This is a genomic window from Bifidobacterium canis (assembly GCF_009727065.1).
In the GTDB taxonomy this organism is placed as follows: domain Bacteria; phylum Actinomycetota; class Actinomycetes; order Actinomycetales; family Bifidobacteriaceae; genus Bifidobacterium; species Bifidobacterium canis.
In genome coordinates this window covers 415,844-429,693 of sequence record NZ_WNLP01000001.1, presented here as the reverse complement: position 1 = coordinate 429,693, position 13,850 = coordinate 415,844, and the positions used below count along the sequence as shown (strand labels likewise).

Sequence of the window (13,850 nt, the reverse complement as noted above, 5' to 3'; positions counted from 1 at the left end):
GAAAGCGTACCGCCACGCAGCAGATGCCGCACGGCGGTACGCAAAACGCTTATGAGCGCTAGATCTCGATGCCGTATGCTCGCTTGGCGTTGTTCATGAAGAAGTTCTCGTCTTCGCCGAACAACTTGAGCATCAGTTCGAAATGCTTGTCGAACGACGAGTTGAGTTCAACGACCGGCCAATTGGAGCTGTACAGCAGCTTGGTCGGGCCGAATGCGCCGGCCACGAATTTCACGATCTCCGGGTCGACTGGATTATCTCCGGAAACCTTGATATAGGTGTTTGGCAATGCGCCCAGCTCGGTGATGGCTTTGCGAGAATCGGAGTCGAGTCCTGGCATGTTGCCCAGATGATCGATGATGACCGTCTCTTCCGGCACCTGCTTGAGGGCTTTCGCCATGTCGGGCAGTTCCTCTCCCCTGTTGCACAGTTCAAATGGGAGATGCAGCTCGGCCAATGTGCGCAAGCCTTCCAGAAACTCCGGCTCCAACACGCGTCCGCGAGGCTCGGATGGCGTGTGCAGCGGCTCGCGAATGCCGTCCGCGAACACTGGTATGCGCATGTATGGGCTGACGCGGCTGCGCATGATTCGACGGAGGATCTTCGGATTCCTGTTGTAGTAGACCAGCTTGTCTTCAAGTTCGTGGTCTGCCGCATCGACTTCGACATACACGCCGCCGAGGAAGTCCACGTCGAACTTCGCATATTCCGCGGTCAGATCTTCGATTGTGTATTTGTGCTGGAGCTTCGGCAGATCAGCGAGCCATGGGAGATCCTGCACTTGCGGATCCCACATGTGAAAATGAGAATCGATTACTTTGAGTGTCATATCAGATCACTTTCCCTCTTTGAGACCGATCTTCGAACCCCAGAATGCATACCAAGCAATGAAGAGGAAGAACGGAACCATGACGAGCACTGCGATTTCGATGCCTGCCGCATCCTGGATCACACCGAGCAGCAGTGGAATGAGCGCTGCGCCGACGATGCTCATGACGAGTGCGGACGATCCGGTCTTCGCGCCCGAGCCCTTGATGCCCTTGAGTGTGAGCGAGAAGATGGTCGGGTAGCCGATCGAGATGAACAGGTAGGCGACCATGAACGCGATGACCGAGAACTTGCCGAGTCCCAGGAACACGATGAACATCAGCACAGCGGAGATGGTCATGTAAACGCCGAGGATCTTTGCTGGATCGAATTTCGTCATCAGTGGCGTGGTGATGAACCTACCGAGCGTGAACAGCAGCGACAACACCGACAGCATCGTTGCGGCGAGTCCTGCCGTGATGCCGGCTCCCCAATGTTTGAGCGCATATGCGGAGAACATGGCCATTCCTGCGACTTGCAAACCGATGAAGATGAACTCGGCGATAATGCCAAGCGTGAAATACGGCCTCTTGAGCAGTGTGGCGAATGTCTCGCCATTGCTGTGGCCCGAAGCCTGCTCTTCGGCATCGCCTGGAGGCGTCGGCAGCTTGAAGAACACGAACACGGCGAGCACGAGAAGAATGACGACGCCGATGACGATGTAGATGGTGCGCGTTTCGCTCAGGAACTGCGTTTTGGCTTCTTCGAATCCAGGCTGTCCCGGGGCGATGGTGGTGCCGAGGATCTGGCCGAGGATCAGCGGGCCGACGATGTTGCCGACGCCGTTGAAGCTTTGCGCCATGTTCAGACGGAATGATTCACCTTTTCGTCACCGAGCTTGGTGATGTATGGGTTGCAGTTGGTTTCCAGTGAGGATGCGCCCAATGCGATGACGAACATCGCGAGGAGGAAGAGCCCGTAGCTGGCCATGTTCGTGGCCGGAACCACCATGAAGGCGCCGAGGACGAACAGGCACAGGCCTGAGATCACACCTCCTTTGCATCCGAATCGTTTGGCGATCAAGCCTGCTGGGATCGCCATGACGAAATATGCGCCGTAATAGGCGACCTGCAGCAAGGCCGCCTGTGTGCTGTCAAGCTTCATGTAGTTGGCGAACGGCGAATTGAGCGCGTTCACCAGGTTCATCGTCAGACCCCAGATGAAGAACAGTGAGGTCACGAGCACAATGGCGACGGTTGCTTTCGAACCGGTGGTTTTCACCGGCTTCTTTGATTGATCTGTGGATGTCATCTTTGACTCCCTGATAGTAGTTGAAGAATGTTCACGATATGGAAAATCCCCTAGCGCCGCCCATGTTCGACGCTGAACATGGGCGGCCGTCTTTCACAGACCGTTGGGAGGGGTTAGATCAGCTCAGTGCACGGTCGAGATGCACATAGCCGCCGTCGACGAACACCCACTGGCCGGTGGTGTGCGAGGAACGGTCGGACAGCAGGAACGCCGCTTCGTTGCCGATCTCCGCCGGGGTGGTCATACGATGCTCGAGCGGGATCTTGTCGGTGATCACCGACAAACGCGCCTTCTGCGCTGCTTCGTCGCCGAACGTCTTGATCCATTCCGCATACAGCGGTGTCCAGCATTCGGAGACGACGATGGCGTTGACGCGCACATCATCTTTGACGAGGGCCGCTGCCCATTCGCGGGTCAGGCCGAGGATGGCGCCCTTGGCAGCTGCATATGCGCTCGTCTTGCCTTGGCCGGTCAGTGCCGTCTTCGAGGAAATGTTGACGATGGCACCGTGGCTTTCCTTGAGGTATGGCACTGCTGCGTGAACGAGTTCGTAGTAATGGGTCAGATTGCCGTGAATCGACTCTTCGAATTCACGCCAGCTGGTGGTTTCGAGCGCCTTGTTGTCGTTACGGCCCGCATTGTTGACGATGCCGTCGATATGGCCGTATTTCTTGTAGGTCTCTTCGACGATCGGTGCGATCTTATCGGTGTCGTTGAGGTCGAGCAGATGCACGTCATAGTTCTTTGTGTATTGCTCGATGTCGTGCTTGAACTCTTCCTGTGCATTGTCTGCACGGTTGATCACGACCGGGATCGCGCCTTCCTGAGCCAGTTGGAGCGTGATGCCCTTGCCGATGCCCTTGAAGCCTCCGGTGATGATGATGACTTTGCCTTCGAGATGCAGATCCATGGGAACTCCTTTGTTACACCTGTGCTGCATGCTTGACGTGGAGGTTCCGCGCCAAGCTGTTATATGTGGTTTCTTTTTGGTTGTTGTTGGTTATTTGATTGGTAGAGTCGTTGCAAACCGTTCTTCATGTTGGCACACGGGGAACGGGCACCGCTCGGCTCAGCCGCGGTACAGATATTTTTCGGCGGTTTCGACCGTCATTTCGGCGCCGTTGCCCGGAGCGGTCGGAGCCATGTAGTTGCCATGCTCGATGCGCACCGGATTCACGAAATGTTCGTGCTGATTATCGACATATTCGATCATGCGTCCGTCCATTGTGCCAGACACCGACACGTAGTCGAACATGGCGAATTGGCAGACGGCTTCGCACAAACCGACACCGCCCGCATGCGGGCACACCGGCTTGTTGAACTTCTTGGCCATCAGGTATTCGAGCACGATCTCCTGCGGACCCGCGACGCGCGTCGCATCGATCTGCATGATGCCGAATGCGTTCGTCTGCAAGTACTGCTTGTAGAGAATGCGGTTCTGCATCTGCTCTCCGGTGGCCACCTTGATGGGGTTGATGGCGCGTGCGATGGTGGCATGGCCGATGACGTCATCTGGGCTCGTGGGCTCCTCAACCCACGCGAGATTGAACTCGTGGAACTTGTTGATCCATTCGATCGCGGTCGGCACATCCCACACCTGGTTGGCGTCGACCGCGAGCCTCACGTCAGGGCCGATCGCTTCGCGCGCCTTCGCCAGGCGACGCAGATCATCATCGACGTTGCGCCCGACCTTGAGCTTGATCTGCTTGAAGCCCTTGACCTGCGTCTCTTCCTTGGCAATGGCGACCATCTTCTCGTCGGAGTAGCCCAGCCAACCGGCTGCAGTGGAATACCCCGGATAGCCCACTTCAAGCAAGTGCTTGATGCGTTCCTCCTTGCCCTTCTGCCCCTCTTTAAGAATCTCGATGGCTTCTTCAGGGCGAAGGGCGTCGCTCAGATACCTGAAATCAAGAGTCGACACCAATTCCTCGGGCTCCATGCGTGAAAGCATGAGCCACAGAGGCTGGCCGGCACGCTTCGCCTTGATGTCCCACAGCGCCGAGAGCAATGCGCCGATCGCCATATGTTCGACGCCTTTTTCCGGCCCCAGCCAGCGCAGTTGGGAATCATGCACGAACAGATCCCAGGCAATGCGCATGTTGTCGAGCAATTCCTCGACATTGCGGCCGATAAGCGCTTGCGCCATCGAATCGATGGCAGCGCACACCACGTCGTTGCCACGGCCGATCGTGAACACGAAGCCGACGCCTTTGATGCCGTCGTCGGCATCAGTAGAGACTTCGACGTATGCGGAGGAATAGTCGGGATCCGGATTCATCGCATCCGACCCGGAAAGCGTTTGGGAAGTGGGGAAACGAAAATCATAAGTCTTGACTTTGGTGATTGTGCTCATATCTATCTGGCTCCTTTGCCTCGATGAACTACAGTTTTCATACTAGCCTAATGTTGGAAAAGTGCAAACTCAATTACGAAATTTTTATCTTACCGCTGTATAACAATGAGCATCTCGACAGATTTCGCATAAATGCGTGGTACTGTCAAAGCAGGGTGTGACAGCTGTATGAGGAGGAGTTATGGCAAAGCAGACAACGAAGAAGCTCGATGCTTCGCATAAGCTTAAAGTCCAAGAATTAGCAAGACTGGCGGGGGTATCACCGTCCACGGTCTCGAAGGTCATCAACGGGCGCAGCGGCATCTCCGAGGAGACGCGCAAAGCCGTTGAAAAAGTCATGCAGGAGCATGGGTATTCCAAGCCATTGGTGACTACGAAACTTTCGCCGACCATAGAACTCGTCGTGGAATACATCGAGCACAATGGCACGATGGAGCTCATCAAATACGCTTCATATTGGGCGCAGCAGGCAGGGCTGGCCATAACCGTGACGCAATCCGAGCATGGCGAAGCCAGCGAAAACGTGTTCAGGGGCATCATCGACCGCAATCCGCAAGGGGTGATCCTCCAACAGATGACGGGTCTTAACGAACGCGCTAAGGCACTGCTTCAGGCCCGCGATATCCCTGTGGTCATCATCGATCCGGTAGATACCGTTGACGACGATGTGATGAGCGTCGCCATCGATAACTGGACGGCAGGCTATCAAGCCGGCAAGCATCTGCTTTCTCTGGGGCACCGCAAAATAGGTATTATTCGCGGTCCATTGCGCATGCAGACCGCTCTCGCCAGATTCAATGGATTTGTCTCCGCATTGCAGCAGAGCAACGTTTCGTTGCCGGATGAGTATGTGCGTAATGGTGACTATTTCCCCGCTGAAACAAGTTATCGGGGAGCCTGCGAGTTGTTGGAGCTTCCCGAGCCCCCTACCGCAATGTTCTGCTGCAACGATCTTTCAGCATTGAATGCCTATCGAGCTGCGCGCGAGCATGGCGTTCAACTGCCCGATCAATTGTCGGTCATGGGATTCGACGACATCTTCCCCGCCGCCAATGTGACGCCATCGCTGAGCTCCGTGCATCAGCCTTTCAATCAAATCGCCCAGCGCGCCGTGCAGATGATAGTCGATACTCGCAATGGAAGAGCCACCGATAAGCATGTCATCTACCCGACGCATGTCGTGGCTCGTGACAGCACGATTGAGCTGAAGCAAGATTAAGGCGATGCAGGCTCGCTAGAAAACAATATGCGGGGAGGGGCACAACCACAGCGGCTGTGCCCCTCCCCGCATATATACGCAAACTAGTTCAGAGCAAAACAGATCACATCAAGCTGCTGTACAGCTCGTAGATCTCCTCTTCCGTTGGCTTACGCGGGTTGCCCGGCGTGCACACGTCGACGAACGCGTCATGAGCCAATGGCTTGAGATCAGCTTCCGTTGCGCCGACCTCGCTGATCTTCGTCGGATTGCCGAGATCGCGGGTCAGCTTGGCGACGGCCTGGACTGCTTCTTCGCGCACATGCTCCAGATCACCCGTGTAGGCGTCCGGAATCTCGAACGCATCGGCGATGTCACGATACTTCTCGCCGGAGTAATCCTTGTTGTATTCCATGACCGGAGCCAACAGAATGCCGTTGGCGACGCCGTGGGCCACGCCGAGGCGTCCACCCAGTGGGTGTGCCATGCCGTGCACAAGGCCGAGGCCGACGTTCGAATACGACATACCGGTGATGTACGAGGCGTATGCCATCTGCTCGCCGGCTTCCTTGTCGCCTTCGACGCTCTTGGCGAGGTTCTTGGCGATCATGCGGATCGTCTGCATCGACAATGCGTCAGACAGGCTCCAGGCTCCAGGCGTGATCACGCTTTCGATGGCGTGCGTCAATGCATCAAGGCCGGTGGCGACCTTCAGGCCGCGAGGCATGCCATCGGTGAGATCAGGATCAACGAATGCAACGAGCGGAATGTCGTGCGGGTCGACGGCGACGAACTTGCGCTTGTGCGCGGTGTCGGTGATGACGTAGTTGATGGTGGTTTCCGATGCGGTTCCTGCCGTTGTCGGAACGCCGAAGATCGGGACGCTTGGATGCTTGGTGTCTGCCACGCCTTCCAACGACAGCACATCGGAGAATTCAGGATTGGCAACGACGATGCCGATGCCCTTGCAGGTGTCTTGCGGGCTGCCGCCGCCAAGACCGATCAGGAAGTCAGCACCCGACTTCTTGAACTCTTCCACACCATGCTGAATGTTCTCAACTGGCGGGTTTGGCTGCACGTCATCGAAAATTTCGTATGGGATCTGTGCCTCATCGAGAACATCGGTGACTTTCTTGACGGTTCCGTTCTTCACCAAAACCGGATCGGAGACGATGAACGCCTTCTTGAATCCACGGGACTTCGCTTCTTTTGGAATCTCCTTGATGGCGCCCCTGCCGAAATATGCGGTTTGGTTGAAAATCATGCGATACACCATATTGGTATGCTCCTTAGTGAACAGGTCGTTGCCTCTTCGAAACGACTTCTTCATCGTAGCTCTCTGAATCATTCATCGCAACACGAGATGAATGATTAGTCAGGAACAATAGCTTGGTTTGCGTGTATTTTGAATAGGAATCGTTGCAATCAATCGGCGTTTCTCAACGAATATTGACAATACGTTGAAGAATATTTCTATATTCACACTGAGCAAATAATGGAGGGTCTCAAGCAAATGCTTTTGAGACCCTCCACTCAGTGATCCTTGGAGAACCTAGCTGTCACTCCTGCACGTGCACGCTGGTTCCCATAACGCACCAGTTGTAGAACCATTCGGCGACGTCCCAGCCAATGCCCACGCAACCGTGCGACGTGTTCTTGGCCATTGCTGCGATCTGCGCGTCCGAGAATGATGTTCCGGTGGCAATGCGGTGAATTGCGCAGCCGGTCTTCGAGAAGTAATTGACGAAACCGACATCCTTCACATCCCATTTTTCCTTCTGACCGTTGGAGAGCGTGAGCGTGCCAGACATGTCTTGAGAGTCATATTTCAGCCAGACCTCGAAATCGCCTTCCGGTGTGCACAGATCGCCGGATGCCTGGCATTTGCCGGTTGTGAAATCGTTACCCTGCCCTGCCGACATGCTCATCGATTTGATGAGCTTGTCATTCTCGTAGGCGTAGACCTTGTGGTCAGACAGATCGACCACAACGTGGCGCTTTGTTTTCTTGACCTTCATTGGGTCGAGTTTTCCACTGACCTCAACGTTGCCTTTGTTGGCAGAGAAAGCGGCGATGGCCTGCGTGCCGATGTTGCTATCGGCACCGTTGTCAAGGGTCACACCATCATGGCCTTCCTTGATGACCTTGATCTCCTTGTCGCTGTTGTTGACGATGACCTCGCGATCTTCCTTCGTGCTCTTGAGATTTGGCTTGATCTGCTCATCGTAGATCTTCTGCAGAGCAGCTGCGTCGAACACGACGTTGCCATTGCGTGATTGGCCTTCCGGCAATGAGCTCTTTGTATCGGTATCGATATGCGCTGCGGAGAGGATCATCGCCGGAGTGAATGCGGCGAAACGCTCCGAACCGATATAGACCCCCGGGTTCTGCTGCATCAGCTTGTCGAGTGTGGTCTTTGCGGCGTTGGCATCGTCGGTGGTGATTGCCGGATCGATGTTCTTGATCTGCACGGCAACTTCCTTGGGCTGGTATGAGCCCAAGGATTCAACGGCTTTCACGGCTTCGCTTGCGACTGCGGTGGGGTCAGCGCCATTGCCCTCCTGCGCTTCAACGACCTCGATGGTGGTGCCATCCTGACTCATCTGGAGTTTTGCGTCGGTTGGCTGCTGGCTATTGGTGCTCAGTTTCTGATCGAGCGTGCTCGAACTCGCCGTCTTCACATCGATGTTCGGTGTGACATCCTGCTTGTTCCAGAACGCGTATCGTGCGAACACGTTGTCTTGGCGTTTGGCGTTCACTGCTTCCTGAGCGATCGCGTTTGCATCAACCTTGATTCCCAGATCCGCGAGTGTCACCGAATCCGTTTTGCCGTTATAGCTGACCTTCACCTTCGTGTTGCTGACATCATCGGAGATGGTCTGCGCAATCTGCTGCTGCGTTTTCCGGTCACATTGTTGCCCCACAGAGTCGTGCCCGGCAATGCGCGATTGTTGAAGAATGCGATCATGCCTGCGCAGACGGCTGCGATCAATACGATGACCGCAACGAGAATCCAAGGCCACACATGGCGCTTCTTCACGGTTTTCTGCGGCGGTGTCGGAACGTCTTCGAAGAAGTCGCTCGGATTCGCGTTCGAGTCCTGAATGGGTGCAAACACCTGCGTACGCTCAGCATCCTGTGAAGATGATGCGTCTTCGTCTCCCCTATTCGACGAAAAACCGTTACTACCGGTTGGAAAAGTCATGGTTCTCCTTGAAAATACTGGCCCTTCTTGTGCACACGGGTCTTTGCATATTATGCAACATGGCCATGAACGAGAAAAGAGTTCATGGCCATGTTTTGAGCATTCTTCACACTCGAATCAGGCATGCGATTCGCATCTGCCTATCGCGTGCACAATCAGTCGATGTTCGCGGTGCGTGCCTCGCGTTCAGCCTGATGATCCAACGCGGCCTTGACGAGTCCGGCGAAAAGCGGATGCGGCTTGGTCGGGCGCGATTTGAATTCAGGGTGTGCCTGTGTTGCCACGTAGAACGGATGCACGTCTTGCGGCAATTCCACGAATTCGGTGAGTTCGCCGTCCGGGCTTTGGCCGGAGATGACCAGACCGTTTTCACGCAAGCGGTCCTTGTAGGCCACGTTCACCTCGTAACGGTGGCGATGTCGTTCGGTCACATGCGTGGTGCCATACAGCTTGGCGACCAACGAGTCCTCAAGCAGCTCGGCCGGGTAGGAGCCCAGACGCATTGTGTGACCCATATCGCCCTTGCCGGCAACGATGTCTTTCTGCTCTTCCATTGTCGCGATCACCGGGTTTGCGCAATCCGGATCGAATTCGGAGGAGTTAGCGTCTTCCAAGCCGAGCACGTCGCGGGCGTATTCAATGACCATCGACTGCAGACCAAGGCACAGACCCAGTGCAGGAAGCTTGTGCTCGCGCGCATAACGCAATGCACCGATCTTGCCGTCGATGCCACGAATGCCGAAACCACCTGGAATGACGATGCCATCGACGTTGTTCAATGCAGCCGCAGCACCCTCTTCCGTTTCGCACAGATCTGCCGCGACCCACTTGACGTTGACCTTGGCCCAGTTGGCGAAGCCGCCGGCTTTGATGGCCTCGGTGACAGAGAGGTAGGCGTCTGGCAGGTCGATGTATTTGCCAACGATCGCCACGTTGACCTCGTGCTTCGGGTGGTGCACGCGCTCGAGCAGATCCTCCCATTCGTCCCAGTCGACATCGTGGAACGGCAGGCCGAGTTCGCGAACGACATATGCGTCGAGACCTTCGTCGAACAGGATCTTCGGCACGTCGTAGATGCTTGGAGCGTCCACACAGTTGACGACGCCTTCGGAATCTACATCGCACATCAGCGAGATCTTGTCTTTGATCGCCTGCGTGAGCGGGCGGTCGCTCCTCAGTACGAGCGCGTCTGGCGAGATGCCAAGCTGACGCAGCATCATGACGGAATGTTGGGTCGGCTTCGTCTTGAGCTCATGTGCTGCGGCGATGTATGGCACCAGGGAAACGTGCACGAACATGCAGTTCTCAGGGCCGAGATCACGACGCACTTCACGCGCCGCTTCGAGGAACGGCTGCGATTCGATGTCGCCTACAGTGCCGCCGATTTCGGTGATGATCACGTCGACGTCATCGGAAGCCTGTGCACGCATGCGGGACTTGATCTCGTTCGTGATGTGAGGGATCACCTGCACGCACTGGCCGAGATATTCGCCGGCGCGTTCCTTGCGCAGCACTTCCTGATAGATCTGACCGGTGGTGACGTTCGCCTTCTGTGAGAGGAAGACGTCGAGGAAACGCTCGTAGTGGCCGATGTCGAGATCGGTTTCGGCGCCGTCTTCGGTCACATAGACTTCGCCGTGCTGGAACGGGTTCATCGTACCCGGGTCGACGTTGATATAAGGGTCGAGTTTCTGCTGCAGAACTTTGATGCCCCGACTGCGCAGCAGACGACCAAGAGAGGAGGCGGTAAGACCTTTACCGAGGGAGGAAACAACGCCGCCGGTGACGAAAATATGCTTGGTGACGTGTTCTTGAGAATTGCCATGTTGTCTTCTAACCATGGAGCTTCATAGTATCGCTCCGCCGTGACATGACGCGCTGTTCCGACACGGCAGCACCTGACGACTCACCGTTGAGAAACACGTTGTTTTCTGCGGGCTCGTTCGAGCGCCTCTTATCCCCTAGCGAACGTCCACTATGAGCTCGCTGTTCATGCCATTGAGTTCAATGATGTTCGGCGCGTTCTCATCGTTATGCACTCCCGTACCGGCGATCGTCCGCGTGTGTATGCCTCGAGTCTGCAACGCCACTGGCACATTCTTCGGCACGGTCATGTGTGATGTGGCTGACAGCTGGTTGATGTCGATTCTGCCGTCGAGCGTCGCGCAGTCGATTTCCATGTCGAGGTTGCAGTTGATCTCCACGTGCCCATGCGCGTCTTCCAGCCGCAGTGTTTGGGTGCGAATGTCGAGTTCCAGCTCTTCGCAAGAGATTGCGCGCACGCTCATCTCGGTCGCTTTCGCCGCGCATTCCATTGTTGCCAAGTAGCGTTGCGGCATCCACAGGAATACACTGACATCTTCCTTGGCAAGAGTCTCGCTGATGCCGGCGCCGCGTTTGATAGCGACATCGATGCGTTTGCGGCCGTCGTCGATGCTGGTTTTGATGTGCTGGGCGAGGTTGGCAATGGTGTTTGATGCGATGCGTATGCGCAGTTGTTCGCCATCGTACGCGCGGATCGTGCATGAGTAGAGTGATCCGCAGTCGATGTCGAAGTGCTTGGTGCCGTCGATATCGCAGTGAATGGTGTTCTCGTACCGGAATCCGCTGTTGCTACCGCTGTTCTGCGTTCCGGTGATGCCTAGCAAGGTGTCCATACTGACAGCGAAGGCGTCGGCGAGCGCGATGAGGTTTTCAATTTCCGGTCTGCCGGCTCCGTTCTCCCATTTGGTGATGGCTTGACGGGAGACATAGATGCGGTTGGCGAGTTGTTCCTGCGAGAGTCCCGCCTGTTTGCGTAGCGTTTTGAGCTGGTCCGCGAATTCCATGGTGTCGGCTCCTGTCGGGTGATTAGTCGCTGGTGATGAGTGAGCGTGGGCTGATGTGCTTGATCGGTGTGGCGAAGGCGAGTGTGAGCGTGAATTGGATGAGCACCAAGAATAGCGAGATTATGATGATGACCGCTATTGGTGTCTCGAATTGGCTGCGCATGACGCCGACGAGTGCGAGGAGCGTGTTGAAGATCGGCTTCTGTGGCGAGCAATGCGATAACGGTTCCAATAAGTGCTCCCGTGATGGTGGCGGGCAGGAGTTTGGCTGCTGTCCGGCCGATAAGCTGCTTGCTGCTGTAACCGAGTGTTTTGAGGATGCCATGCATGTGGCGTTCCCGTGTGAGTGTGGTGCGTACCGTCATCATCAGTGCAAGCGCCGTGAGCAGCAGGGCTATGGCGGTGATGCCGATGCCGACCGCCGCCATGAGCGTTCCGTACATCTGTTGGGTGATGGTGCGCATGGTTTGCGTGTTGGCGATGGCGGAGATGTGCGCGGCATGGGTTGTGCTGAGTGTGTTCATGATGCTGTCCGTGTTGTGCTCGTCGCAGTAGATGTACAGCGTATGGGGCTGGTCGGCGAAGGCTGGGGCGAGCCGCGTATAACCTGCGTTGGTCAGTTCGCATGCCGTTCCGCCGTCGTTGACGCTTTGGATGTATCCGACGATGGTGTATGTGCGAGTGGTGTCGTCAAGAGTCGCGTTGATGTTCGTGCCGATGGGGTGTGTGTCGGCGAGGGCGGATCCTATGGCGATTTCCTGCGCCGTGCGCGGGTGGCGCCCCTGATAGTGGATGTCGTTGACGGCTGCCGAGAAGTCGTTGCTGACGAAGGTGGGTGTCGGCGTTCCGTCGAGATCGATGCGCGTGGTGGTGTATTCGATGACGGCGTGTATTCCCGGCGTGTGCGCCGCGGCGTCGGCCATCTCCTGCGTGTGCCCTGCTGTTGGGGTGAGGGTGATCTGCGGTGTTTCGGTGGAGAGTGTGTTGTAGAGGTTGTTCGGCTTCGTCGTCGCGTTGTAGAACAACGTGGCGCAGAAGGCGAGCAAGAGCGTTGCGCTGGCGGTGATGATGGTGATGAGCGTGTTGCGTGCCGGGGCGCTGCCAGCTTGTTGGAGCGCGATGGCGATGGGCGCATTGCCCGGCATGCGCGTCAGCGGCCATACAATGTGTTGCGCGCGGCCCGCTGCGTTGCCACGTACCGCTTCGATTGGCTGAATCGAACGGACGCGACGCACGCCGAGGGTGGCGAACAGCAGTGTGATACCGGAGAGGCAGAGCAGCGTGACGATCCACGCAGCCGGCGAGATGGCGGCATGGAAGCTGAATCCGGATTGCAAGGCGATCAGCGTGCCAAGCACCGGTGTGAGGATGGTACTCAATGCGGAGCCCAGCAGCGTGGCGCACAGGCAGGTGATCAGGTAAGGGGTAATGATGGCATGTTCGATCATCGGGCTGGTGTAGCCGAGCGCTTTGAGGATGCCCATGGTCGCGAGCTCCTTGTCAATGGTGTTGGCGATGTGGAACGTGCATAATGCCAAGCTGACGATGGTGATGAGCACGGCGAATGCGATCAGGACGAGCACGATGAGTTGGCTGACCATGGTGCGTACTCCCCGCACGGTGTCCGCGTCGTGGATGCTCACGTTCCGCACATCATGGCTATCGAACGCTTGTTCGACTGATTGACGTGCGGTGCTGATGTCGGCTTCCGGCTCCACTGCGATGGCGTAGTCGACCACTTGTTGGGTTGCATGATCGTGTATGAATGCTTCGAAACCCGCCTGTGGCATAGTGACGACGAGGATGCCGGATCCGGCGTTGCCGAATTCCATCTCCTCGATGACGTTGCCGACTCGCATGGTGTGGTCTTGCCCGTCAATACTCATGGTAATGGTGTCGCCCGGCTGGTATTCGCCGAACTGCGCGATGTATTGGTTGATGTTGACGGCAACGTCCGCGGACTGCGTGGCTTCGAAACGTTGCACCGTCTCGAATCGGTTGAGCGTGCGCGTGGCATCGGCGTTGAAGACGAGCGTGCGGATAGTGAAGTCGGTGCCGCGGAAATCACGGATGGTCGCGTCGGCGAGCACGGCGTCCTGTGCGTCCACCTGTGCAACTCCGCTGATGGCTTGCAAGTCTCCCAGCAGA

The 13,850-nt window shown here is 56.5% G+C and carries 9 protein-coding genes and 3 pseudogenes; 1 reads left to right on the top strand and 11 read right to left on the bottom strand.

What is annotated here, in order from left to right; all coding sequences use genetic code 11:
* Positions 1-58: 58 nt before the first annotated feature.
* From GSD1FS_RS01765 to GSD1FS_RS01750, 4 genes and pseudogenes are all read right to left on the bottom strand, one after another.
* Positions 59-829 carry an amidohydrolase family protein gene (locus tag GSD1FS_RS01765; RefSeq protein WP_155588093.1) on the bottom strand — a complete coding sequence of 257 codons (771 nt, stop codon included), beginning with the start codon at positions 827-829 and terminating at the stop codon, positions 59-61.
* 6 nt (positions 830-835) lie between these two features.
* Positions 836-2,118 (bottom strand): annotated as a pseudogene (locus GSD1FS_RS01760) (MFS transporter).
* Between the two features lie 118 nt (positions 2,119-2,236).
* Positions 2,237-3,028, bottom strand: coding sequence for an SDR family oxidoreductase (locus GSD1FS_RS01755; protein ID WP_155588092.1), 792 nt, complete (start codon positions 3,026-3,028; stop codon positions 2,237-2,239).
* Between the two features lie 159 nt (positions 3,029-3,187).
* Positions 3,188-4,471 (bottom strand): enolase C-terminal domain-like protein, encoded by a 1,284-nt coding sequence (locus GSD1FS_RS01750; protein ID WP_155588091.1) that lies wholly within the window; start codon positions 4,469-4,471, stop codon positions 3,188-3,190.
* A 181-nt stretch (positions 4,472-4,652) separates the two neighbouring features.
* Here GSD1FS_RS01750 and GSD1FS_RS01745 point away from each other — a divergent pair, with 181 nt between their 5' ends.
* Positions 4,653-5,690, top strand: a complete 1,038-nt coding sequence (locus tag GSD1FS_RS01745; protein WP_155588090.1) for a LacI family DNA-binding transcriptional regulator — start codon at positions 4,653-4,655, stop codon at positions 5,688-5,690.
* 103 nt (positions 5,691-5,793) lie between these two features.
* Here the strand turns inward: GSD1FS_RS01745 and fucO are convergent, their stop codons facing one another.
* From fucO to GSD1FS_RS10355, 7 genes and pseudogenes are all read right to left on the bottom strand, one after another.
* Positions 5,794-6,945: a lactaldehyde reductase gene (fucO, locus tag GSD1FS_RS01740; protein ID WP_155588227.1), complete on the bottom strand. Its 1,152-nt coding sequence runs from the start codon at positions 6,943-6,945 to the stop codon at positions 5,794-5,796.
* A 283-nt stretch (positions 6,946-7,228) separates the two neighbouring features.
* The gene (locus GSD1FS_RS01735; RefSeq protein WP_343030158.1) at positions 7,229-8,593 is read right to left on the bottom strand and encodes a L,D-transpeptidase family protein; all 1,365 of its coding nucleotides are present in this window, start codon (positions 8,591-8,593) and stop codon (positions 7,229-7,231) included.
* Positions 8,515-8,874 (bottom strand): hypothetical protein, encoded by a 360-nt coding sequence (locus tag GSD1FS_RS09625; RefSeq protein WP_246165693.1) that lies wholly within the window; start codon positions 8,872-8,874, stop codon positions 8,515-8,517. Before GSD1FS_RS09625 ends, GSD1FS_RS01735 begins: the two co-directional genes overlap by 79 nt.
* Positions 8,875-9,029: 155 nt before the next feature.
* A complete protein-coding gene (pyrG, locus tag GSD1FS_RS01730; RefSeq protein WP_155588089.1) occupies positions 9,030-10,715 on the bottom strand; it encodes a CTP synthase in 1,686 nt (561 codons plus the stop codon).
* A 120-nt stretch (positions 10,716-10,835) separates the two neighbouring features.
* A complete protein-coding gene (locus GSD1FS_RS01725) occupies positions 10,836-11,531 on the bottom strand; it encodes a hypothetical protein (protein ID WP_246165692.1) in 696 nt (231 codons plus the stop codon).
* A gap of 39 nt (positions 11,532-11,570) precedes the next feature.
* A pseudogene (locus GSD1FS_RS10360) lies at positions 11,571-11,702 on the bottom strand (helix-turn-helix transcriptional regulator); the annotation flags it as partial.
* Between the two features lie 215 nt (positions 11,703-11,917).
* Positions 11,918-13,303, bottom strand: a pseudogene (locus GSD1FS_RS10355) (FtsX-like permease family protein); the annotation flags it as partial.
* Positions 13,304-13,850 lie beyond the last annotated feature (547 nt).

What these genes read in the sequence shown, in the direction of transcription:
- fucO (WP_155588227.1), bottom strand. Translation starts at nt 6,945, where the DNA reads ATGGTGTATCGCATGATTTTCAACCAAACCGCATATTTCGGCAGGGGC.
- GSD1FS_RS09625 (WP_246165693.1), bottom strand. Translation starts at nt 8,874, where the DNA reads ATGACTTTTCCAACCGGTAGTAACGGTTTTTCGTCGAATAGGGGAGAC.
- GSD1FS_RS01745 (WP_155588090.1), top strand. Translation starts at nt 4,653, where the DNA reads ATGGCAAAGCAGACAACGAAGAAGCTCGATGCTTCGCATAAGCTTAAA.
- GSD1FS_RS01750 (WP_155588091.1), bottom strand. Translation starts at nt 4,471, where the DNA reads ATGAGCACAATCACCAAAGTCAAGACTTATGATTTTCGTTTCCCCACT.
- GSD1FS_RS01755 (WP_155588092.1), bottom strand. Translation starts at nt 3,028, where the DNA reads ATGGATCTGCATCTCGAAGGCAAAGTCATCATCATCACCGGAGGCTTC.
- GSD1FS_RS01765 (WP_155588093.1), bottom strand. Translation starts at nt 829, where the DNA reads ATGACACTCAAAGTAATCGATTCTCATTTTCACATGTGGGATCCGCAA.
- GSD1FS_RS01725 (WP_246165692.1), bottom strand. Translation starts at nt 11,531, where the DNA reads ATGGACACCTTGCTAGGCATCACCGGAACGCAGAACAGCGGTAGCAAC.
- pyrG (WP_155588089.1), bottom strand. Translation starts at nt 10,715, where the DNA reads ATGGTTAGAAGACAACATGGCAATTCTCAAGAACACGTCACCAAGCAT.